This is a genomic window from Stenotrophomonas sp. YJH_SMC_133, assembly GCF_059370655.1.
Genome location: NZ_JCAFTW010000009.1, coordinates 89,268 through 109,774, shown reverse-complemented (window position 1 = coordinate 109,774; position 20,507 = coordinate 89,268). Strand labels below are relative to the sequence as shown.

Sequence of the window (20,507 nt, the reverse complement as noted above, 5' to 3'; positions counted from 1 at the left end):
TCCTTACATACGCAGTGCATGATTATTTACATACGACGCGTATGAATGTAGGCTCTTATTCATACGCTCTGTATGTATTGTCGTGGCGCCGGGAGCGCCAGGCAAGCCGCTGCCCTGGAGATCCCGATGGCCACCCCCTACCGCGACCTGTTCGCCGCCCCTGGCACCGCCGGCCTCGCCCTGGCCGGCCTGCTGGCCCGCGTGCCGCTGCCGATGACCGGCATCGGCATCATCACACTGCTGTCGCAGCTGCGCGGCAGCTATGCCTTGGCCGGTGCGGTGTCGGCCACCTTCGTGCTGACCTACGCGCTGCTGTCGCCACAGTTATCGCGCTGGGTCGACCGGCGCGGGCAGGGCAGGGTGCTGCCATGGGCTACTGCGGCCAGTGCGGCAGGGTTGTTGCTGCTGCTCGCGTGCACGCTGCTGGCTGCGCCAGACTGGGCGCTTTTCGTCGCCGCCATGCTGGCTGGATGCATGCCCAGCGTGTCCGCAATGGTGCGCGCACGCTGGACTGCGATCCATCGCGGTCGCCCGCAGCTGCAGACCGCGTATTCGCTGGAGACCGTGTTCGATGAGGTGACCTTCATCGTCGGTCCACCGTTGTCAGTGGGGCTGTCGGTGGCGGTATGGCCACAGGCCGGCGTACTGGCGGCCGCCCTGTTGCTGGTGGTCGGCGTCGCCGCATTGGTGCTGCAGCGGGGCACCGAGCCGCCGCTGCAGCAGCACGAAGGTGCAACTCCCTCGGGCTCGCTGCTGCGGCACACGGAGATCCGCCTGCTGGCGTTGCTGATGCTGGCGATGGGCGTGATTGTCGGTACGGTCGACATCACCAGCGTGGCCTTCGCCGAACAGCGGGGGCAGCCGCTTGCCGCCAGCGTGGTGCTGTCGGCCTATGCGCTGGGCAGCTGCGCGGCGGGCCTGCTGTTCGGGGCACTGAAGCTGCAGGCGCCGTTGCGGCGCCTGTTGCTGCTCGGTGCAGCAGCTACCTCGATGACCACCCTGCCGCTGCCATGGGTCGGCAGCCTGCCCGGGCTGGCCGTGGCGGTGTTGCTGGCCGGGGTGTTCTTCGCGCCGACGATGATCGTGGCGATGTCGCTGGTCGAACAACGCGTACCCGAATCGCGCCTGACCGAGGGCATGACCTGGCTGCTGGCCGGATTGAACATCGGCGTGGCGCTGGGCGCGGCGCTGTCCGGGCAGAGCGTCGATGCGGGGGGCGTGCGTAGCGGCTTTGTCGTTGCACTGGTGGCAGGCGGGGGCGTGCTGCTGTTGGCCGTTCTCGCGCGACGTGCCTTGCGCCCGGTTGCCGCATCCACCCCTGAAGGCATCATCCCGTGAGCGCTTCATCGCCTGCGCATGCCACGCCTGTGCATCGCCATCCGTGGTGGGCGGTTTCTGCGGTTGGCCTCGCCACCTTCTCGGTGGTCACCACCGAAATGCTGCCGGTGGGCCTGCTGACCCCTGTCGCCGAAGATCTCGGCGCGTCCACCGGCACCGCCGGCCTGATGATCTCGCTGCCGGCCCTGCTGGCGGCAGTGTTCGCACCGCTGGTGGTGATCGCAGCCGGTGGCATCGATCGTCGCCGCATCCTGTGCGTGCTGCTGGGGCTGCTGCTGGTCGCTAACGTTGCTTCGGCGCTGGCACCCGGCATCGGCTGGCTGCTGGCCGCGCGCGTACTGGTGGGGTTCTGCATGGGCGGGATCTGGGCCATCGCTGGTGGGCTGGCAGCACGCCTGGTGCCGGCGCATCGCATCGGCCTGGCCACCTCGATCATCTTCGGGGGCGTGGCCGCAGCATCGGTTCTGGGGGTGCCGCTGGGTGCACTGATCGGCGACGCCCTGGGCTGGCGCTTCGCGTTCGCAGCGATGGCGCTGTTCAGTGCGGCGGTGATGCTGCTGCAACTGTGGGTGGTTCCCGCGTTGCCGGTGGTGGCGTCGGTGCGCCCGGCGCAGTTCGTGCAGCTGCTCGGCCACCGTGGCCTGCAGCGCGGCCTATGCCTGACGCTGCTGCTGGTAGCAGGTCACTTCATTGCGTTCACCTATGTACGCCCGTTGCTGACCCTGCGATCGGGCGTGGATGCCGCTTGGATCGGCGCGCTGCTGTTCGCCTATGGCATGGCGGGCATCGCGGGCAACTTCATCGCCGGACCACTGGCCGCTCGTCACCCGCGCGGCATGCTGCTGGCGATCTCTTGCGGCCTGCTGCTGACGCCGTTGTTGTTCCTGTGGCTGGGCGGCACACCCTCCGGCGGCATTGTGGTGCTGTTGCTGTGGGGCCTGGCCTATGGCGGCGTGTCGGTCGGCCTGATGAGCTGGATGATGAAGGCAGTCCCGCACGCGGTGGAGATCGCCACCGCGCTGTATGTCGGTGTGTTCAATATCGGCATCGCAATGGGCGCGTGGGGCGGTGGACGGCTGCTGGATGGCGTGGGCCTGCATGCGAATCTGTGGGCCGCGGCCGGGCTTGCCATGGTCGCCACGCTGGTGATTGCCACAACGCGCCGGTAGATCCACGCCATGCGTGGATGGCTTGTAGTCCTGTAGACCTGTAGATATGCCGACCAACGTCGGCATCCACCCGAGCGGGGCATTCGCCAACCGAGGTTGGCAGCTACCGGGAAATGAAACGGGCGCCTCGCGGCGCCCGTTCCGGTTACATCACCACACCTTGACCCGCTTGTCCGGGGCCAGGTACAGCTTCTGGCCTTCCTTTACTTCGAACGCCGGATACCAGGCGTCGATGTTGCGCACGGTGAGTGCGCGGAACTGGCCTGGCGCATGCACATCGGTCAGCAGCGAGTTGCGCAGCGCCTGCTCGCGGCTCTTGCTGCGCCACGCCTGGGCGAAGCCCAGGAAGAAGCGCTGGTCCGGCGTGAAGCCTTCCAGGGTCTGGCCCGGCTTGCCCTGCAGCGACAGCTGGTAGGCATCGTAGGCAGTGCCCAGGCCGGCCACGTCGGCGATGTTCTCGCCCAGGGTCAGCTTGCCGTTCACATGCACGCCCGGGAACGGTTCGTAGCTGCTGAACTGCGCGGCCAGCGCATCACCGGCGGCGTTGAACTGCTTCAGGTCCTCGGCGGTCCACCAGTTGTGCAGCTTGCCGGTCTCGTCGAACAGCGCGCCGGCGTTATCGAAGCCGTGGCTGATCTCATGGCCGATCACCGCGCCGATCGCACCATAGTTCACCGCGTCGTCGGCGGCACCGTCGAAGAACGGCGGCTGCAGGATCGCGGCCGGGAACACCAGGCGGTTTTCCAGCGGCACGTTCATCGCATTGATGGTCTGCGGCAGCATCGCCCACTCACTGTGGTCGACCGGCTTGCCCAGCTTGGCGATGTTGCGCTGGTATTCGAACAGCTCGGCGCGCTGTGCGTTGCCGAGCGCGTCATCGCGGCGGATCTCCAGGCCGGTGTAATCACGCCACTTCTCCGGGTAGCCCATCCCCACGGTCAGGCCGGCGACCTTGGCCTTGGCATGCGCCTTGGTCTGCGGCGACATCCACGACAGTGCGTCAATGCGCTTGGCGAAGGCGGCGATGATGTTCTTCGCCATTTCGTCCGCACGCTCCTTGGTCCTGGCGTCGAAGTGCTTCTCGACATAGCGCTTGCCGATGGCCTCGCCGACAGCATGGTTGGCATCATCCACGGCGCGCTTCCAGCGATCGCTCTGCTGCGGCGTGCCGCTCAGCGCGGTGCCATGGAAGGCGAAGCGGGCGTCGGCGAACTTCTTCGGCAGGTAGGCGGCGGCACGGTCCAGTGCGTGGAAGGCCAGGTAGTCCTTCCACACCTCCAGCGGTTCGGTGGCGACCAGCCTGGACAGGCCGGCCACGGCCTTGGGCTGCCACACGATGAAGTCCTGCTGCTCGCCCAGCGCGGCCGCATCAAGGAAGGCGTTCCAGTCCATGCCCGGTGCCTTGGCGTTGAAATCGGCCTGGGTCCACGGATTGGCACCCTTGGTCACGTCGTTGGTTTCTTCCTGGGTGGCATGCGCCTGCGCGATCTTCGTCTCCAGCGCAAGGATGCGCTGTGCCTTGCCGGCCGGGTCGGCCACGCCGGCCAGCTGCAGCATCTGCGCGATGTAGCCCTGGTACTGCTTGCGCAGTTCGGCCATGCGGCCGCCGCCCAGGTAGAAGTCGCGGTCGGGCATGCCCAAGCCGCCCTGCACGAGGTACGGCGCGGTGCGGTCCGGCTGCAGCATGTCGACCGAGACCCACAGGCCGAACAGGCGGTCGGTGTAGAAGTTGGTGGCATTGAGCAGGTCGACGTCGGCGCGCATCTCGCCGCCGAGGGCACGTGCCAGGCCGGCCTTGTCGGCGATGGTCTCGATGGCCTTCAGCTGCGGCTGCACCGGGGCGATGCCGTGCTGCTCGATGCCGGCTTCGTCCATGTAGGCGGCGTAGTAGTCGCCGATCAGCTTGTCGTCACCGCTGGCCTGCGCATTGCCGGCCGCACCCTCGAGGATGGCGCGGGTGTCGGCCAGGGTCTTTTCAGCGATGACGTTGAAGCTGCCGAAGCGCGAACGGTCGGCCGGAATCTCGGTGTTCTTCACCCAGGTGCCGTTGGCGAAGCCGAAGAAGTCATCGCCGGCCGCGATGCTGCGGTCCATGCCGCTGGCATCGAAGCCGAAGCTGCCCAGCATCGGCTTGGCGGCAGCGGGTGCAGCCTCGGCGGGCTTGGCGGTGCCAGCGGCCGGATCGGCCGGACGGTCGCAGGCAGCCAGGGACAGGCTGGCAACGATGGCCAGTGCCAGGGTGGGACGGCGCAGCTTGGACATGGACTTCTCTTGCAGCGGAAAACCCCAAGTCTAATCCGCCGCAGCCCGGCTGGCCGTCCCTGTGGCTGGCCGGTCCTGTGCAGGATCTGGCTGAACGCGCCGAAGCGATCTTCACGCCGTCACCGGGGTGGTGCATGCTGGGCCCTGGAGCCCTGCGCGGACACGGGGAGGTGGCCATGCAGGACGGGGTCAGGCGTCAAGAATGGCGTCCGCCGGCCGTTGAGGTCGGGGATGTGGAGGATTCGTTCGCGCATGAAGCCAGCCGACTGCACAAGGAAGATCGACCGATGCCCGCGTTGAAGCGGGCGTTGGCCCGTCCGTTGCGCGCCATCACCTGGGGCGGCGTGCTGCTGGGCCTGTTGCTGGTGGCCGGATTGGCCACCATGCTGGCCAACGACCATCACCGCCGCCTGGAGGCGGCGCAGCGGCAGAGCCGTGCGCTGGCGGTGGGGAGCGAGCGCCTGCTGGCGCTGGAACTGCGCAATCTGGAGCGGGCGATGACCGGCATCGCCGGCGATGCCGGTGAGTTGTTCCGCAGCGTGCCGTCACAGGCCCCGGCACTGCTGGATGCGGCCATCGGTGGCGTGCTGCGCCGCCACGCTGAACTGCACAGCATCGTGGTGCTGGACCGCCACGGGCGCGCGCTGACCGCCGGGCGCGGCGACCTGCAGCTGCCGCTGTGGACCGACCCGCTGCGCCGGGGGCAGGGCAGTGCCCTGTACATCGGCCCGCCGCAGCGGGCCAGCGATGGCGACTGGGTGGTGCCGCTGGCACTGCCGATGGCCGGTGAACGCTGGCTGTTGGCGCGGCTGCGCTGTGGTGAACTGCAGCGCATCGCCGGCGGCCTGGATGTTGGTCCCAACGGGCTGGTCTCGATCACCGACGCCGAGGGTTACATGCTGGCGCGCGTGCCCGATCCGCATGGCACGGTCGGTCGCCGCTACGACCTGCCGCGGCGTGACCTGCTCGGCAAGCAGGCGGTGGTCGAGCTCGGCAGCCTGCCCGGCGTGGTCGATGGTGTGCCGCGCATCACGACCATCAGTACGCTCGACCGCAGCCCGCTGGCGGTGCAGATCGGCCTGGCCGATGAGGACGTGCTGGCACCCTGGTGGCCGTACCTGCAGGCATCGGTGGCGATCGTGCTGGCCTACGTCGTGGTGCTGCTGGTGCTGCTGTATGCGGTGCGCCGCAGTACCCGCAGCCAGCAGGCGATGGCCGAGGAACTGAAGGCGGGCCATGCCGAGCTGCGTCTGGCCCATCAGGTCGGGCGTGTCTGCACGTGGTACGTGGATGAGGACGCCGCGCTGCTGCGCTGGTCCCCCCTGGCGCGCGAGATCTTCGGCGTGCAGACCGATGCGCTGCCGGTAGCTGACTTCTTCGCTCGCGTGCATCGCGATGATGCCGCGCGCCTGCAGCAGGCTTTCGACCAGGCCTTTGCCGGCGGCGCAGTGCTCGACCAGGTGTTCCGCCTGGTGCTGCCCGGTGGTGAAGTGCGCTGGGTGGGCGCGCGCGGACAGCGGGTGGAGGTGGCCGACAGCGAACGACGCATGATCGGCGCGTTGACCGACCTGAGCGAACGCTACCAGGCGCGCGAGCAGATGAGCGAAGTGGAACGCCGCTTCCGCCTGCTGTTCGACCGCAACCCGGCGCCATTCTGGGTGTTCGACCCGGACACGCTGCGCTTCATCGAGGTCAATGACGCGGCGGTGCGCCAGTACGGCTACAGCCGCGAGGAGTTCCTGGCGATGAGCATCCTCGACATCCGCCCGCGCGAAGGCTGGGACGAGGTGCGTGGTGCCATCCAGCGCGCGCAGGTGGGCGATCCCCCCGACGCAACCGTGCGCCTGCACCGGCGCAAGGACGGCAGTGTGTTCGAGGTGCGCGCACACCTGTCCAAACTCGATTTCGACGGACAGCCCGCGTGCCTGGTGCTGGCCGAGGATGTGAGCGAACGGCTGGCCTACGAGCGCGACCTGGCCTACCAGGCACGGCACAACCCGGCCACCGGCCTGCTCAACGTGCGTGCATTGACCGACCAGCTGGATGAGCAGGGCGAGGGCTATACCATCGCCTTCGTGCAACTGCGCGGACTGCAGCTGGTGGCCGATACGCTGGGCCGTGAAATCGGTGATGCGGTGCTGCAGTCGATGGCGACCCGCTTGGGCGGGTTGGGCGCACGCTGCGGCACGCTGGCGTTCCAGCCGGCGGAGGACTTCGTGTTCGCCATCGGTTCGGAGCACGATACCCAGCGCGTGCTGGACGACCTGCTGCAGATCGTGTCGGCGCCGATGCGTGGCAAGGATTCACTGCACCAGTTCGAGCCGCGCATCGGCGTGGCGGTGCATGTGGCCGGTGACGGCCACAGCGCCGAACAGGTGATCGGCATGGCCGCGCAGGCGGCGCACGCGGCGCGTGCCGAGGGCAACGTGGTGGTCTGGTTCGACGCAGCGGTGACCACGCGGCTGGCCGACCGGTTGCGCCTGGCCGGGCGCATCCATGCGGCCATCGACAACGAGTTCCAGCTGTACTTCCAGCCGATCCGGCATGCCAGCGATGGCAGCCCGGCGGCATTGGAGGCATTGCTGCGCTGGCCGCAGGCTGATGGCAGCTTCATTCCGCCCAATGAGTTCATCCAGCTGTGCGAGGACACCGGGCTGATCCTGGCACTTGGCCGCTGGGTGATCCGAGCGGCAGCGAAGGCGCAGCGGCGGTTGGTCGAGGCCGGGTGGGGCGAGCTGCCGATTGCGGTCAACGTCTCGGCCGTGCAGTTCTTCAACAGCGACCTGGTGGCCGAGTTCACCCGCGCCCAGCAGGAGTTCGGGTTGGCGCGGGGTGCGCTGCATGTGGAACTGACCGAGAGCAGCCTGATGCGCAAGCCGGGGCAGGCGATGCAGACCATGCAGCGCCTGCACGAGCAGGGCATCAGCGTGTCGCTGGATGACTTCGGCACCGGCTATTCCAGCATGTCCTACCTGCAGCACCTGCCGCTGGACATCCTGAAGATCGACCGCAGCTTCGTGGCGGACGTGGAAACCAATCCACGCAACGCCTCGATCTGCCGCGCACTGCTGTCGCTGGGCCACAGCATGGGCCTGACCATCATCGCCGAAGGCGTGGAGACGCCGGGACAGCTGGACTGGCTGGCTGCGCACGGCTGTGACCAGGTGCAGGGCTACCTGCTGGGACGGCCGGCACCGCTGGAACGGATCATCGACGCGCTGGATGAGGTCGCCGCCTAAGTGGTAGTGCCGGCCGCTGGCCGGCATTCGCCCAGGACCGGGAGGTGTCTGATTGCCGGCCAGCGGCCGGCACTACGGCAAACGCCAGGCTCGGCTACACCCCTGCCTCCACCAGGTGGTCGATGAAGCTGCGCACCTTCGGTGCCAGGTGGCTGCGGCTGGTGTAGACCGCGAAGATGCCGATCGGCGCGGCCTCCCACTCGGGCAGGACGCGCACCAGACGGCCATCGGCCAGTGCGTCTTCCAGCAGGAAGTCCGGTTGCAGGATCACGCCCATGCCGGCGATCGCCGCTTCGCGCAGCACGTCGCCGTTGTTGGCGTGCAGCAGGCTGCTTACCGCCACCTTCACTTCACCGCCGGGCCCCTGCAGCGGCCAGTGATCACCGGCGGCCCAGTAGCTGTAGCTCAGGCATGCGTGTGCCTGCAGCTCCTGCGGGGTCTGCGGGGTGCCGTGTGCGGCCAGGTAGGCCGGCGCGGCGCACAGGCTCACCCGCGATTCGCCCAGGCGGCGCGCGATCAGCGTGGGACCGGGCTCGCGGGTGATGCGGATGGCCACGTCGTAGCCTTCCTCGACCATGTCCACCAGTCGGTCGGACAGCGCCAGGTCCAGCTCCACCTGCGGGAAGCGCTGGCGATAACTGGCCAGCAGCGGACCGAGGCGGGCAATGCCCCAGCTCACCGGTGCGTTGATGCGCAGCGTGCCCGAAGGCTCCAGCGCCTGCGCGCCGATACTGGCCTCCAGCGCGTCGAATTCGGCCAGCAGGCGCACGCACTGGGCGTAGTAGGCGGCGCCGGCACTGGTCGGGCTGACCCGGCGCGTGGTGCGGTGGAGCAGGCGGGTGGACAGGCGCTTTTCCAGCGCCGCGACCTGGCGCGTGACGCCGGCGGTGGACATGTCCAGGGCCTGGGCGGCGGCACTGAAGCCGTTGCGCTCGACCACCGCCACGAACACGCGCATCGCCTCGAGGGTGTCCATTGTTGCGCCTTGTGAAATAAATACGGTCAAACGATCGTATTTATCGGCCAGTGAAGGCGCAATAACCTGTGCCCACTCCCTTCAAGGTGCTTTGCCATGCACACCACGACCGCTCCTGTTTCGCCGCTGGCGCCGTATGGCGCCACCCTGCTGCGCCTGGCTCTGGGCGTGCTGTTCCTGGTCCACGCACTGACCAAGCTGCTGGTGTTCACCCCGGCCGGTACGGCGGCGTTCTTCGAGTCTCTGGGCCTGCCCGGTGTGCTCGGCTACCTCACCATCGGCGTCGAACTGGTGATCACCGTTGCGCTGCTGCTGGGCATCTACGCACGCTGGGTGGGCCTGGTCGGCGTGCCGCTGCTGCTGGGCACCATCGTCACCGTGCACGGCGCCAACGGCTTCGGTTTCGCCAATGCCGGCGGCGGCTGGGAATACCCGGCGTTCTGGGCATTGGCGCTGGTGGTGCTGTTCCTGCTCGGCGATGGCAAGTGGACCCTGCGTTCGCGCTGATCGCCGCCTGATCCTGCAACTGGAGAATTCCATGTCCCGCCTGCCTTCGCTGTACATCTCCCATGGTTCGCCGATGACTGCCCTGCAGCCGGGCCAGGTTGGCGTGCGCCTGGCCGAGCTGGCGCGCGATCTGCCGACGCCGCGCGCCATCGTGATGGCTTCGGCGCACTGGCTGGGCCGGCAGCCGCTGGTTGGCGCGCATCCACAGCCGCCGACCATCCACGACTTCGGTGGCTTCCCGCGCGCGCTGTTCGAACTGCAGTACCCGGCACCGGGTGATCCGGCACTGGCCGAAGAAGTGGCCGGCCGCATCGCCGCCGCAGGCCTGCCAGTGGCCATCGACCCGCAGCGTGGCCTCGACCACGGCGCGTGGGTACCGCTGCGGCTGTTGCGCCCTCAGGCGGACATCCCGGTGGTGCCGGTGTCGATCCAGCCGCTGCTCGGCCCCGAGCATCAGTTCGCGCTGGGCCGTGCGCTGGCGCCTCTGCGCGAACAGGGCGTGCTGCTGGTCGGCTCCGGCAGCATCACCCACAATCTGCACGACTGGGGCGACTACCAGGACGGCAAGGAAGCGCCGTACGTGCGGCCCTTCATCGAATGGGTGGAGCAGCGCCTGGCCGCTGATGACCGCCAGGCCCTGCTGGATTACCGCCGGCAGGCGCCGTTCGCCGAACGCGCGCACCCGACCGACGAGCACCTGCTGCCGCTGTTCTTTGCAATGGGCGCGGCCGGCGAGGGCGGTTTCGGCGCACGCCGCATCGATGCCGGCATCGATGCCGGCTTCCTTGCCATGGATCTATACCGCTTCGACGGGGCATGAGCCGGGGCTGACGCGCGGCGGCCCCGGCCGTCGCGGCCATGGCCGCATGTGGTAGTTTTTTCCGGGTTTCCGGCGCTGGCCTCCAAGCCTCCCCACGCGCCGCTTCCTGGAAGAAGCATGCATACCATTGAAGTCGTCCTGGCGATGCTGGTGGCCGTTGTCGCCAGCGGCTACCTGGTTCGCGTCCTGCCGTTCTCGTTGCCGCTGCCGCTGGTGCAGATCGGCCTGGGTGCGGTCATCGCCGGGGTGTTCAACCGTGGCCACGCGCTGGAGCCGGAAGTGTTCTTCCTGCTGTTCCTGCCGCCACTGCTGTTCCTCGATGGCTGGCGCATTCCCAAGCAGGGCCTGTTCCGCGACAAGGGCGCGATCCTCGAACTGGCGTTCGGCCTGGTGGTGTTCACCGTCATCGGCGCCGGCTTCCTGATCCACTGGTTGATTCCGGTGATGCCGCTGGCGGTGTGCTTCGCGCTGGCGGCCATCGTCTCGCCGACCGACCCGGTGGCGGTGGGCGCGATCGCTTCGAAGGCGCCGATTCCCAAGCGCCTGATGCACATCCTGGAAGGCGAGTCGCTGCTGAACGATGCCTCGGGCCTGGTCTGCTTCCGCTTCGCGGTGGCGGCGGTGATGACCGGCACCTTCTCGCTGGCCACGGCCTCGCTGACCTTCGTGTGGGTGGCGGTGGCGGGATTGGCGGTGGGCGTGGCGGTGACGCTGGGTGTGTCCACCTTCCAGCGCTGGCTGTGGCGCCGCTTCGGCGAGGAGCCCGGCGCGGCGATGCTGGTCAACCTGCTCATTCCGTTCGCGGCCTACCTGCTGGCCGAAGAGATCCATGCCTCGGGCATCCTCGCCGCGGTCGCCGCCGGTATCGCGATGAGCTATGTCGAGCTGACCGGTCGCGTCTCCGGCAGCATGCGCGTGCAGCGCGCCGGGGTCTGGAACATGCTGCAGTTCAGCTTCAACGGCATCATGTTCGTGCTGCTGGGCGAGCAGCTGCCGGGCATCGTCGAACGCGCCACCACCACCATGAACGAGACCGGCCACCAGAGTGCGTGGTGGCTGCTGGTGTATGTGGTGGTGATCAATCTGGCACTGGTCGTGCTGCGCCTGTTGTGGGTGTGGTTGTCGCTGCGCTGGAACCTGCTGCGCGCGCGCCGTCGCGGCCTGGAGCGGGGCGAGGCACCGAACTGGCGCATCGTGGTGGCGACCTCGGTGGCCGGCGTGCGCGGTGCGATCACCCTGGCCGGTGTGTTGACCCTGCCGCTGTTCCTGCCCGACGGCAGTGCATTCCCGGCGCGTGACCTGGTGATCTTCCTAGCCGCATCGGTGATCCTGTTCTCGCTGCTGGGCGCCAGCATCGCGCTGCCACAGCTGCTGAAGGGCCTGCAGCTGCCGGCTGACTCGGGCGAGCGCAAGGAAGAGGACCTGGCACGCCGGCTGTCGTCGAAGGCCGCGCTGGCCGGGGTCGAGCGCATGCGCCAGCAGCTGGTGATGAACCAGAACACCGAGAACGTGCAGCTGTACAACGACGCCGCCTCGCGGGTGAGCCTGCTCTACCAGCGCCACCTGGAGCGCGACAGTGATGGGCCCGACGTGGACCCGGAGAAGGTACGGCGCATGGAAATGGGCTACCGCCAGCTGCGCAGCGCCGGCCTCAATGCCGAGCGCGAGGAGCTGTTCCGGTTGACCCGGCGCGGGGTGATCTCCGATGAGATCTCGCGGCGCCTGATCCGCAACCTTGACCTGCTGGAATCGCGCAAGCGCGAATGACCGTGTACCCCGGGTGGGTGCGGACCTTGGTCCGCGTTGATCGGGGTCAGATCCCTTTCCGCAGGAAAGGGATCTGACCCCAGGATCCGGGAGCCGTGCTTATTCCGGCTTCTGGTCCAGGAAATACACCTCGACCTTGCCCTTGACCTTGATGGTCATCGGGTTGCCGCGGCGGTCGCGGGCCTTGCCGGCCTGCACGCGGATCCAGCCTTCGCTGACCGAGTATTCCTCGACGTTGTCACGCTCGACGTCGTTGAAACGCACGCCGACGCCGCGCTCCAGCGCCTGCGCATCATGGAAGGGGCTGGCCGGGTTGATCGCCAGGTGGTCGGGAGGGGTATCGCTCATCGCTTCATTCACAGTGACGGCCACCAAGGCCGGCTTCAGCGGCACAGGATAAACCGTAGAATGCCGGCCTGCCCCAGAGGAAGTTCCGCCATGCCCGACAACAGCGACTATTTCGACTTCGAGGAAGACATCCACGACTTCGACGAAGATGGCTTCGAGGCACGGGTCTGGAACCTGCTGGTGCTGATCAACCCGGGCGACGAGGAACTGGCCCTGCAGCAGTTCAACCGCTGGCGCGAACACCTGGCCGAGGACGGGCAGCCGCTGGAAGCGGACAGCGACTGGCTGCCGGCCCTGTTCACGGCCATCGCCTGGCAGTCCGGTTTCGAGGTCGAGCGTGATGATCTGGAATCGCTGCAGTCGGCAGTGAACGAGCTGTCGGCGCGCTTCAACCTGCAGCTGGACTGGGGCGGCGACCTGGATGACGAGGACTTCGCCGAAGACCTGGACGGCGTGCAGCTGATGTCCACCGCCTTCGACCGCCTGCGCGAGCACAACTACACGCTGTGGAGCGTGGATGCCGGCAGCGACGGCTTCACCGGCGTGATGGCGCTGACCCGCGACGACGACGCAATGCTGGCGCTGTGCTCGCTGCTGAACGTGGAAATCCGGCTGGGCAGCGACCCGTTCTGAGCGATGGGCCGATCCGCCCGGCACGACCCGGCGGGGACGATCTGCTGGGCGCGGCCTGATGGGTTGATCCGCTGGGGACGACCCGACGGGGTAGAGTCGACTGTTAGTCGACTGCTCTCCCATCCGGCCGCGAGAACCCCGCGCTGCGCGCGATAGTCGACTGACAGTCGACTCTACCCGGTCGGTGCCGGTTGGTGTCCGGCGAAACCGCGACGTGGCCTACGGCCGGTACTGCGCCCTGGCGTTGGCAATCACCGTTTTGACCAGTTCACGGTCGGTGTGCCGTGAGATCGCCCGCGCACCGAGCGCGATCGCCTGTGCGCGCAGCTCGGAAGTGACATCGTAGTGGGCACCGCTGGCCTTGTTCTGGAAGGCCCGCGGGGGAATGCCGAGCTGCGCCGCCATCGCGTGCAGCTCGGCCAGGGTGTCGGCCATCAGGTGCGCCCAGCGCTGTCCGCGCCAGGGATGCACCGCGTCATCGACGTAGACCGTCACCGCCGCGGCCGGTTCAGGCCTGCGGCTTGCTGTCGCTGTCAGCGGCCGGAGCGGCCTCGGCAGCGGCTTCTTCGGCCACGTTGCCGTCGGCGGCTTCGCCTTCCTCGCCTTCAGCAGCGTCGACGCCTTCGAACTCGGCAACCAGCTTGTCCAGGTACTCGTCGGCGGTCTGCTCGGATTCGGCCGCCAGGGTGTCCAGCAGCTTCTGCAGCAGTTCGGAGTATTCCAGGTTGACCTTGCGGCCTTCCTTCTCCTGCACGTTGGCCAGGTGCTTGAGCATGGCCAGCATCGGCACCGGGTTCTCGGCGTTGCCCATGGTCTGGCCGCCGATGGCCAGCAGCCACTCACGGCCCTGCAGGCCGATGGCCGCGACCACCTGGCCGTCTTCGTTGGTCAGCACGGCATGGTTCTGCACCTGCTGCTGGGCGTTCAGGCGCAGGAACGGGCGCTTGGCCTGCTGCTTCTTGCGCTTGTCGCGCTTGGCCTTGGAGTTCTGGGACATGGGGTGGGATCACCTGGAAACGGAAAGACCGCCATTGTAGCGGGTGCGCCGGGTGATGCCCCTGGTGGGTGCGGACCTTGGTCCGCACGCTTTCCCGGATGTGCGGACCAAGGTCCGCACCCACCGTCTACTTTGCCTCACCTTGCGCGGCCTGCACGTCCGGGTCGGCGGTGGGCGCCGACAGCCCCACCTGCGGGCCGGCACCGGCCAGGGCGGCCTCCTCGGCGGCCTTGGTCATCACCACGATGCTGATGCGGCGGTTGATCGGGTTCTGCGGGTCGGTCTTGTCGAACAGCACCGACGAGGACAGGCCGACCACACGGGTGATCTTGCTGTCCTCCAGGCCGCCGTCCACCAGTGCGCGCCGTGCGGCGTTGGCACGATCGGCGCTCAGTTCCCAGTTGCCGTAGCCGCGTGCGGCCGAATAGGCGGTGATGTCGGTGTGGCCGGTCAGGCTGATCCGGTTCGGCACATGGTTCAGGTACTCGGCCAGTTCGTGCAGGATCTGCTGCGTGTACGGCTTCAGCGTGGCGCTGCCAAGGTCGAACATCGGCCGGTTCTGCTTGTCCACGATCTGGATGCGCAGGCCTTCCGGGGTCAGGTCCAGCAGCAGCTGGTCCTTGAACGGCTCCAGCGCCTGGCTCCTGCTGATCGCCTCCTGCAGTTCCTTCATCAGCGCTTCCAGCTGCTGCTTGTCGCGCTGCTGCTGGTCCACCGGCTGCGGCACGGCTTCCTTCTGGTTCTGGAAGGGATCGTTGCTGTTGCCGCGCGAGATGTCGGTGGCACCGCCCAGCTTGATCATCGAGGTGCTGGCGCCGCCCGGGCCGGCCATGCCGGGCGCCGGCGTGGCGTTCTGCCCGCTCAGCGGGCTGGGGTTGCGGAAGTACTCGGAAATGGCCGCACGGTCGTTCTTGTTGGTGGTGGCCATCAGCCACAGCACCAGGAAGAACGCCATCATCGCGGTCACGAAGTCGGCGTAGGCCACCTTCCACGAGCCGCCGTGGTGGGCGGCGTGGCCGGCCTTCTTGACCCGGCGGACGATGACGGTGGGCTTGTTCTCGGCCATGGCTTACTTGACCGTCTTCAGGTGCTGCTCGAAATCAGAGAAGGCCGGGCGCACGTTCGACGGCAGCGTCTTGCGGGCAAACTCCAGCGCGATCTTCGGGTTGTAGCCGCGCAGGCAGGCCAGCAGGGCGGTCTTGACCGATTCGTAGATGCGGCTGTCCTGTTCGGCGCGGGCTTCCATTGCGGCCGCCATCGGGCCGACGAAGCCGTAGCCCAGCAGGATGCCGAGGAAGGTACCGACCAGCGCGCCGGCCACGTGGCCGCCGACCTCGACGATGTCGCCGCCGATCGAGCCCATGGTGATGACGATGCCCAGCACCGCCGCCACGATGCCGAAACCGGGCAGTCCGTCGGCCACCTTGGTCAGCACCTGCGACGGCGCCATGGCCTCGGCGTGGTGCTTTTCCAGCTCCAGCTCCAGCAGCGGCTCCAGCTCGTGCGGCTCGATGTTGCTGCCGATCATCAGGCGCAGGCAGTCGGTGATGAAGTCGATCAGGTGATGGTCGGCCTGCACCTTGGGGTAGTTGCCGAACAGCGCGCTCTCGGCTGGGCGCTCGACATGGTCTTCCAGCGCCATGAAGCCTTCGCGGCGCGCCTTGTTGAGCAGTTCATAGAGCAGGCTGAGCACATCGATGTAGTCCTGCTGCTTGTAGCGCGGGCCCTTGAACACGCCCACCATGGCCTGCAGGGTCTGCTTGACGGTCTTGGCCGGGGTACCGACCAGGAAGGCGCCGAGCGCCGCGCCGCCGATGATGACCAGCTCGTAGGGCTGCCAGAGGGCACCCAGGCGGCCGTGGGCACCGAGGTAGCCCCCGATCACGCTGATGATGACGACCAGGAATCCAACGATGATGAGCATGGGGCGACGCAAGGAGAGGGGATATCTCCTTGTCGGCCCGTCGCCCGGTTTTCTGAAGAGGGAATTCTGTGAAATCGGTCAGCGGGGTGTTTCAGCCCGCCACACCGCTTTCTGCGCCGCCACGCTGCAGTGGATCGGGCCACGGCTCACCATTGCCAGTGAATGAAAGTGAGACGGAATTCAGGCAGTGACGCTCGTAGGTGGGCGGCGGACCGTCCGGGAATACGTGGCCGAGGTGGCTGCCGCAGCGCGCGCAGGTGATCTCGGTGCGGACCATGCCGTGGCTGGTATCGCGGATCTCGCGCACGTGCGCCGGATCGAACGGAGCAAAGAAGCTGGGCCAGCCGGTGCCGGAATCGAACTTGGTGCTGGAGCGGAACAACGGCAACGCGCACAGCCGGCAGCAGTAGACGCCCTCGCGTTTGTTGTCGAGGAATACGCCGCAGAACGGCGCCTCGGTGCCGTGCTGCAGCAGCACGCGGCGTTCCTCGCTGCTGAGACCGGCAACCAGCGCCTCGGTCTGGGTGGCAGTGGGGGGCGTCAGATCGAAGGCGGTCATGGCGGCGCTCCGTGGGGTCGATGGCCTGGGGATGCCGGAAAACGTGGGGGTGCTGGCGCCCGCTTGCAAGTGTGATGGCCGTTCATGGGCGGCACACAGGCGCTGGCGCATGGTGAAGACGATCCACGTCGGAGCGTGCCATGAAACCGATCCCTCCCCTTTTGTTGATGGCCCTGCTGCCGCTGGTCGCGCAGGCCCAGGTACCGACGTCGTCGAGCCCGACCTCCACCCGCAGTGCCACCACCGTGGCACCGCAGCCGGTGGTGCCGCCACCACAGGCCGCGCGCCCGCAGCCGCAGGTACTGCCCTCGCCACAGCCGACGCAGCCGATCAAGTCCACCGGTCCGGCCCAGGTCGCGCCGGCGCCGGTCCCGAAGCCGGCCGACAAGGTCTATGACCGCAATGGCCGCATCGTTCCCGGGGTGCGCCCGGCCGGTCCGAACCGCGTGTTCGACTCGCGCACCGGCCGCTATTACGACAGCGTGCCGGCCGGCGATGGCCAGCAGATCAAGCGCTGACCTCCAATGCCAATCCAGGTGGGCAGCGGCTGCGGGCTGTGCGGGCTGAACGCACGAAAACAACCTGCTGCAGATCACCGCTTTTTCGCCTGCGATTAACCGTTCCGGGACCAACGTGACCGTGCGCCGGCATTTCGCCGCCGCATGTCCTTTGTCCACTGGATCGCGATCATGAAAAACCAGCAGAACCGTCATCCCGGCAAGGAACCGCAGGGCCGCAACCCGCAGCAGCAACAGCAACAGCAACAGCAGATGGACCCGCAGCAGCCGCACAAGGGCGGCAAGCAGCAGGAACAGCGCTCGCAGAAACATCCACAGCAGCGTTGACTGTTGCCATGACCGGGGTCAGAGCCCGCTGCGCGGGATCCGACCCCTTGCCGAATCCCGACCGGGGTCGGATCCCGCAACGCGGGCTCTGACCCCGATCGCAACCGCCTCAATCCGGAATCGGCAAGCTCAGCGTTTCCTTCACTTCTTCCATCACGATGTAGCTTTTCGACTCGCGCACGTGCGGCAGTGTCAGCAACGTGCTGCCGAGCAGCTTGCGGTAGGAGGCCATTTCGCTGATCCGCGCTTTCAGCAGGTAATCGAAGTCGCCCGACACCAGATGGCACTCCAGCACGTTGGGCAGCTTCAGCGCCGCGCGCCGGAACTCCTCGAAAATGTCGCCGGACTTGTAGGCCAGGCTGATTTCCACGAACACCAGCAGGCTGGCCTTCACTGCGGCCGGGTCGAGGTGGGCGTGGTAGCCGGTGATCACCCCTTCGCGCTCCAACCGGCGCACGCGCTCCGTGCACGGCGTGGTCGACAGGCCGACCCGCTCGCCCAGTTCGGTGAAGGAAATACGGCCCTCGGCCTGCAGGATGCGCAGGATCTTGCGGTCGATCTTGTCCAGTTCGCGGGTACGGGTGGCCATGGTCGTCAACCTTGGGGAATGAATTGCAGGAGAACATCCTGCCCGTTGATTTCAAAACAGGCAAATCAACTGGGAATGGCTGTCTATACTTCCCCAATTATGGTCCCTGTGCGCTCCAGTGCAGGGAATGATCGGGTTGGAGAAGTCCCATGCGAGTCCTAGTTCTCGGCAGCGGCGTGATCGGTACCACCAGTGCCTGGTACCTGCGACAGGCCGGGTTTGAAGTCACGGTCATCGACCGCCAACCCGGCCCAGCGCTGGAAACCAGCTTCGCCAATGCCGGCCAGCTGTCATTCGGCTACACCTCGCCGTGGGCGGCCCCGGGCGTGCCGAAGAAGGCCATCGGCTGGCTGTTCGAGAAGCACGCGCCGCTGGCGATCAAACCGGGCATGGACCTGGCCCAGTACCGCTGGCTGTGGCAGATGCTGCGCAACTGCACCCACGAGCGTTATGCGATCAACAAGGCGCGCATGGTGCGCATGTCCGAGTACAGCCGCGACTGCCTGAACGAGCTGCGCGCGCAGATCGGCATCGAATTCGAAGGCCGCGACCTGGGCACCACCCAGCTGTTCCGCACCCAGCAGCAGCTGGATGCCTCGGCGCAGGACATCGAGATCCTGGCCCAGTACGGCGTGCCGTACGAGGTGCTGGACCGCGCCGGCATCATCCAGGCGGAACCGGCCCTGGCCCATGTCGATGGCCTGGTCGGCGCGCTGCGCCTGCCGCGTGACCAGACCGGCGACTGCCAGCTGTTCACCCGTCGCCTGGCGCAGATGTGCGTGGATGCTGGTGTCGAGTTCCGCTTCGACCAGGACATCACCGGCCTGGAGTTCGATGGCGACCGCATCACCGGCGTGCGCATCGACGGCAAGCTGGAAACCGCCGACCGCTTCGTGGTCGCGCTCGGCAGCTATTCGCCGGCGCTGGTCGCACCGCTGGGCATGCGCCTGCCGGTGTACCCGCTGAAGGGCTATTCGCTGACCCTGCCGATCACCGACCCGGCGATGGCGCCGACCTCGACCATCCTCGACGAGAGCTACAAGGTGGCGGTCACCCGCTTCGACGACCGCATCCGCGTCGGTGGCATGGCCGAAGTGGCCGGCTTCGACCTGTCGCTGTCGCAGCGCCGCCGCGAAACCCTGGAGCTGGTGGTCAGCGACCTCTACCCGAAGGGCGGCGACCTGTCGCGCGCGCAGTTCTGGACCGGCCTGCGCCCGGCCACGCCGGACGGTACGCCGGTGATCGGCGCCACGCCGTTCCGCAACCTGTACCTCAACACCGGCCACGGCACCCTGGGCTGGACCATGGCCTGCGGCTCGGGCCGCTACCTGGCTGACCTGATGAGCGCGCGCCAGCCGCAGATCAGCACCGAAGGCCTGGATATTTTCCGCTACGGCCAGTACGGTCACGCGCCGCAACAAGAGAACCGCACATGCGTCCTGCCCGCGCGCTGATCGATCTGGGCGCCCTGCGCAGCAATTACCGGCTCGCCCGTGAACTGGGCGGTGGCAAGGCCCTGGCGATCATCAAGGCTGATGCCTATGGGCATGGCGCGGTGCGCTGTGCGCAGGCGCTGGAAGGCGAGGCCGATGGCTTCGGCGTGGCCACCATCGAAGAGGCGCTGGAACTGCGCCAGGCCGGCATCCGTGCGCCGATCCTGCTGCTGGAAGGCATCTTCGAACTCAGCGACATGGCGTTGGTGGCCGAGCATGATTTCTGGTTCGCCGTGGGTTCGCCGTGGCAGCTGGAGGCCGTCGCCGCCTTCGACAGCCCGCGCCCGTTGACGGTGTGGCTGAAGCTGGACAGCGGCATGCATCGCCTCGGCCTGGACGTGGACAGCTTCCGCGCGGCGCACGCGCGCCTGTCAGCGCTGCCGGAGGTCGAGCGCATCGTGCTGATGACCCACCTGGCGCGCGCCGACGAGCTGGACAGCGAACGCACCCACGAACAGGCGGCGACCTTCGCGCGCGCCATCGACGGCCTGCACGGCGAGACCAGCGTGTGCAATTCGCCGGCGCTGCTGGGCTGGCCGGACGTGCGCAGCGACTGGGTGCGCCCGGGCCTGATGCTGTATGGCGCAAACCCGCTGCCGGACGACAACACGCTGACCGAGCGCCTGCGCCCGGTGATGACGATGCAGTCGAAGGTGATCGCCGAACGCTGGATCGAAGCGGGTGAGCCGGTGGGGTATGGCGCGCGCTTCGTGGCCAAGGCGCGCACCCGCGTGGGTGTGGTTGCACTGGGCTATGCCGACGGTTATCCGCAGTTCGCCCCGAATGGCACGCCGGTATTGATCGATGGCCAGCCCGGCGCACTGATCGGGCGCGTGTCGATGGACATGCTGACGGTGGACCTGACGGCGCATCCGCAGGCCGCGGTGGGCAGCGTGGTGGAACTGTGGGGCAGTGCGCCGACGTTGGCGGAACTGGCGCCGCGCTGCGGCGTGAGCGCGTACCAGCTGCCGTGCGCGGTCAAGCGCGTGGCGAAGGTGTACGTGTAGCGCCGAGCCCACGCTCGGCTTCGGTGTGGCGGCC

20 protein-coding genes are annotated in these 20,507 nt (G+C 67.7%); 11 read left to right on the top strand and 9 right to left on the bottom strand.

Translation table 11 applies throughout. From position 1 onward, the window contains the following. The first annotated feature begins 126 nt into the window (after positions 1 to 126). On the top strand, positions 127 to 1,338 hold the full coding sequence (locus AC5P78_RS14340) for an MFS transporter (RefSeq protein WP_043033930.1): 1,212 nt from the start codon (positions 127 to 129) through the stop codon (positions 1,336 to 1,338). Further along, a complete protein-coding gene (locus AC5P78_RS14335) occupies positions 1,335 to 2,507 on the top strand; it encodes an MFS transporter (protein ID WP_043033929.1) in 1,173 nt (390 codons plus the stop codon). The genes AC5P78_RS14340 and AC5P78_RS14335 overlap by 4 nt, the downstream gene beginning before the upstream one ends. Positions 2,508 to 2,657: 150 nt before the next feature. On the opposite strand, the gene AC5P78_RS14330 is transcribed toward AC5P78_RS14335, so the two are convergent. Further along, positions 2,658 to 4,769, bottom strand: a complete 2,112-nt coding sequence (locus tag AC5P78_RS14330; protein ID WP_005407904.1) for a M13 family metallopeptidase — start codon at positions 4,767 to 4,769, stop codon at positions 2,658 to 2,660. A 176-nt stretch (positions 4,770 to 4,945) separates the two neighbouring features. Between AC5P78_RS14330 and AC5P78_RS14325 the strand changes: the two genes are divergently transcribed. Beyond that, on the top strand, positions 4,946 to 8,008 hold the full coding sequence (locus AC5P78_RS14325) for a bifunctional diguanylate cyclase/phosphodiesterase (RefSeq protein WP_414498303.1): 3,063 nt from the start codon (positions 4,946 to 4,948) through the stop codon (positions 8,006 to 8,008). A gap of 94 nt (positions 8,009 to 8,102) precedes the next feature. Here the strand turns inward: AC5P78_RS14325 and AC5P78_RS14320 are convergent, their stop codons facing one another. After that, positions 8,103 to 8,984: a LysR family transcriptional regulator gene (locus AC5P78_RS14320; protein WP_005412119.1), complete on the bottom strand. Its 882-nt coding sequence runs from the start codon at positions 8,982 to 8,984 to the stop codon at positions 8,103 to 8,105. 96 nt (positions 8,985 to 9,080) lie between these two features. On the opposite strand from AC5P78_RS14320, the gene AC5P78_RS14315 reads away from it, so the two are divergent. The 3 genes from AC5P78_RS14315 (at position 9,081) to AC5P78_RS14305 (ending at position 12,078) form a co-directional block, all read left to right on the top strand. Continuing rightward, positions 9,081 to 9,491, top strand: a complete 411-nt coding sequence (locus tag AC5P78_RS14315; RefSeq protein ID WP_005407907.1) for a DoxX family protein — start codon at positions 9,081 to 9,083, stop codon at positions 9,489 to 9,491. A 31-nt stretch (positions 9,492 to 9,522) separates the two neighbouring features. After that, entirely contained in the window at positions 9,523 to 10,311 is a 789-nt protein-coding gene (locus AC5P78_RS14310) for a dioxygenase family protein (protein ID WP_005407908.1), read from the top strand. A gap of 117 nt (positions 10,312 to 10,428) precedes the next feature. Then, positions 10,429 to 12,078: a Na+/H+ antiporter gene (locus AC5P78_RS14305; RefSeq protein WP_005407909.1), complete on the top strand. Its 1,650-nt coding sequence runs from the start codon at positions 10,429 to 10,431 to the stop codon at positions 12,076 to 12,078. A 99-nt stretch (positions 12,079 to 12,177) separates the two neighbouring features. On the opposite strand, the gene AC5P78_RS14300 is transcribed toward AC5P78_RS14305, so the two are convergent. Then, entirely contained in the window at positions 12,178 to 12,426 is a 249-nt protein-coding gene (locus AC5P78_RS14300; protein ID WP_005415112.1) for a DUF3297 family protein, read from the bottom strand. A 90-nt stretch (positions 12,427 to 12,516) separates the two neighbouring features. Here AC5P78_RS14300 and AC5P78_RS14295 point away from each other — a divergent pair, with 90 nt between their 5' ends. After that, complete coding sequence (locus AC5P78_RS14295; RefSeq protein WP_005407911.1) at positions 12,517 to 13,059, top strand: DUF6630 family protein; 543 nt, start codon at positions 12,517 to 12,519, stop codon at positions 13,057 to 13,059. A gap of 219 nt (positions 13,060 to 13,278) precedes the next feature. On the opposite strand, the gene AC5P78_RS14290 is transcribed toward AC5P78_RS14295, so the two are convergent. The 5 genes from AC5P78_RS14290 to msrB all read right to left on the bottom strand — a co-directional run bounded on the left by AC5P78_RS14290 (position 13,279) and on the right by msrB (position 16,539). After that, the gene (locus tag AC5P78_RS14290) at positions 13,279 to 13,554 is read right to left on the bottom strand and encodes a DUF4031 domain-containing protein (RefSeq protein WP_005412122.1); all 276 of its coding nucleotides are present in this window, start codon (positions 13,552 to 13,554) and stop codon (positions 13,279 to 13,281) included. Between the two features lie 13 nt (positions 13,555 to 13,567). After that, a complete protein-coding gene (locus AC5P78_RS14285) occupies positions 13,568 to 14,056 on the bottom strand; it encodes a hypothetical protein (RefSeq protein WP_065184140.1) in 489 nt (162 codons plus the stop codon). Positions 14,057 to 14,183: 127 nt separating this feature from the next. Beyond that, positions 14,184 to 15,122 (bottom strand): flagellar motor protein MotB, encoded by a 939-nt coding sequence (gene motB, locus AC5P78_RS14280; RefSeq protein ID WP_012479024.1) that lies wholly within the window; start codon positions 15,120 to 15,122, stop codon positions 14,184 to 14,186. Between the two features lie 3 nt (positions 15,123 to 15,125). Continuing rightward, positions 15,126 to 15,980 carry a flagellar motor stator protein MotA gene (gene motA, locus AC5P78_RS14275; RefSeq protein WP_005407915.1) on the bottom strand — a complete coding sequence of 285 codons (855 nt, stop codon included), beginning with the start codon at positions 15,978 to 15,980 and terminating at the stop codon, positions 15,126 to 15,128. 91 nt (positions 15,981 to 16,071) lie between these two features. After that, entirely contained in the window at positions 16,072 to 16,539 is a 468-nt protein-coding gene (gene msrB, locus AC5P78_RS14270) for a peptide-methionine (R)-S-oxide reductase MsrB (RefSeq protein WP_005412124.1), read from the bottom strand. 140 nt (positions 16,540 to 16,679) lie between these two features. Between msrB and AC5P78_RS14265 the strand changes: the two genes are divergently transcribed. Continuing rightward, complete coding sequence (locus tag AC5P78_RS14265; RefSeq protein ID WP_065184141.1) at positions 16,680 to 17,057, top strand: classical arabinogalactan protein 4; 378 nt, start codon at positions 16,680 to 16,682, stop codon at positions 17,055 to 17,057. Between the two features lie 144 nt (positions 17,058 to 17,201). After that, positions 17,202 to 17,384 (top strand): hypothetical protein, encoded by a 183-nt coding sequence (locus AC5P78_RS14260; RefSeq protein WP_044569475.1) that lies wholly within the window; start codon positions 17,202 to 17,204, stop codon positions 17,382 to 17,384. A 109-nt stretch (positions 17,385 to 17,493) separates the two neighbouring features. Here the strand turns inward: AC5P78_RS14260 and AC5P78_RS14255 are convergent, their stop codons facing one another. Beyond that, complete coding sequence (locus AC5P78_RS14255) at positions 17,494 to 17,973, bottom strand: Lrp/AsnC ligand binding domain-containing protein (RefSeq protein ID WP_005407919.1); 480 nt, start codon at positions 17,971 to 17,973, stop codon at positions 17,494 to 17,496. 149 nt (positions 17,974 to 18,122) lie between these two features. Between AC5P78_RS14255 and AC5P78_RS14250 the strand changes: the two genes are divergently transcribed. Together AC5P78_RS14250 and alr are read left to right on the top strand one after the other, a co-directional pair. Beyond that, the gene (locus tag AC5P78_RS14250; RefSeq protein WP_005412127.1) at positions 18,123 to 19,427 is read left to right on the top strand and encodes a D-amino acid dehydrogenase; all 1,305 of its coding nucleotides are present in this window, start codon (positions 18,123 to 18,125) and stop codon (positions 19,425 to 19,427) included. Beyond that, complete coding sequence (alr, locus tag AC5P78_RS14245) at positions 19,406 to 20,473, top strand: alanine racemase (protein WP_012479026.1); 1,068 nt, start codon at positions 19,406 to 19,408, stop codon at positions 20,471 to 20,473. Before AC5P78_RS14250 ends, alr begins: the two co-directional genes overlap by 22 nt. Positions 20,474 to 20,507: the final 34 nt, after the last annotated feature.

Excerpts from the sequence above, each read along its gene's own strand:
- AC5P78_RS14310 (WP_005407908.1), top strand. The coding sequence starts at position 9,523 with ATGTCCCGCCTGCCTTCGCTGTACATCTCCCATGGTTCGCCGATGACT.
- AC5P78_RS14325 (WP_414498303.1), top strand. The coding sequence starts at position 4,946 with ATGCAGGACGGGGTCAGGCGTCAAGAATGGCGTCCGCCGGCCGTTGAG.
- AC5P78_RS14340 (WP_043033930.1), top strand. The coding sequence starts at position 127 with ATGGCCACCCCCTACCGCGACCTGTTCGCCGCCCCTGGCACCGCCGGC.
- AC5P78_RS14265 (WP_065184141.1), top strand. The coding sequence starts at position 16,680 with ATGAAACCGATCCCTCCCCTTTTGTTGATGGCCCTGCTGCCGCTGGTC.
- AC5P78_RS14255 (WP_005407919.1), bottom strand. The coding sequence starts at position 17,973 with ATGGCCACCCGTACCCGCGAACTGGACAAGATCGACCGCAAGATCCTG.
- AC5P78_RS14295 (WP_005407911.1), top strand. The coding sequence starts at position 12,517 with ATGCCCGACAACAGCGACTATTTCGACTTCGAGGAAGACATCCACGAC.
- AC5P78_RS14285 (WP_065184140.1), bottom strand. The coding sequence starts at position 14,056 with ATGTCCCAGAACTCCAAGGCCAAGCGCGACAAGCGCAAGAAGCAGCAG.
- AC5P78_RS14315 (WP_005407907.1), top strand. The coding sequence starts at position 9,081 with ATGCACACCACGACCGCTCCTGTTTCGCCGCTGGCGCCGTATGGCGCC.
- motA (WP_005407915.1), bottom strand. The coding sequence starts at position 15,980 with ATGCTCATCATCGTTGGATTCCTGGTCGTCATCATCAGCGTGATCGGG.
- AC5P78_RS14305 (WP_005407909.1), top strand. The coding sequence starts at position 10,429 with ATGCATACCATTGAAGTCGTCCTGGCGATGCTGGTGGCCGTTGTCGCC.
- AC5P78_RS14300 (WP_005415112.1), bottom strand. The coding sequence starts at position 12,426 with ATGAGCGATACCCCTCCCGACCACCTGGCGATCAACCCGGCCAGCCCC.
- motB (WP_012479024.1), bottom strand. The coding sequence starts at position 15,122 with ATGGCCGAGAACAAGCCCACCGTCATCGTCCGCCGGGTCAAGAAGGCC.
- AC5P78_RS14320 (WP_005412119.1), bottom strand. The coding sequence starts at position 8,984 with ATGGACACCCTCGAGGCGATGCGCGTGTTCGTGGCGGTGGTCGAGCGC.
- msrB (WP_005412124.1), bottom strand. The coding sequence starts at position 16,539 with ATGACCGCCTTCGATCTGACGCCCCCCACTGCCACCCAGACCGAGGCG.
- AC5P78_RS14330 (WP_005407904.1), bottom strand. The coding sequence starts at position 4,769 with ATGTCCAAGCTGCGCCGTCCCACCCTGGCACTGGCCATCGTTGCCAGC.
- alr (WP_012479026.1), top strand. The coding sequence starts at position 19,406 with ATGCGTCCTGCCCGCGCGCTGATCGATCTGGGCGCCCTGCGCAGCAAT.
- AC5P78_RS14250 (WP_005412127.1), top strand. The coding sequence starts at position 18,123 with ATGCGAGTCCTAGTTCTCGGCAGCGGCGTGATCGGTACCACCAGTGCC.
- AC5P78_RS14260 (WP_044569475.1), top strand. The coding sequence starts at position 17,202 with ATGTCCTTTGTCCACTGGATCGCGATCATGAAAAACCAGCAGAACCGT.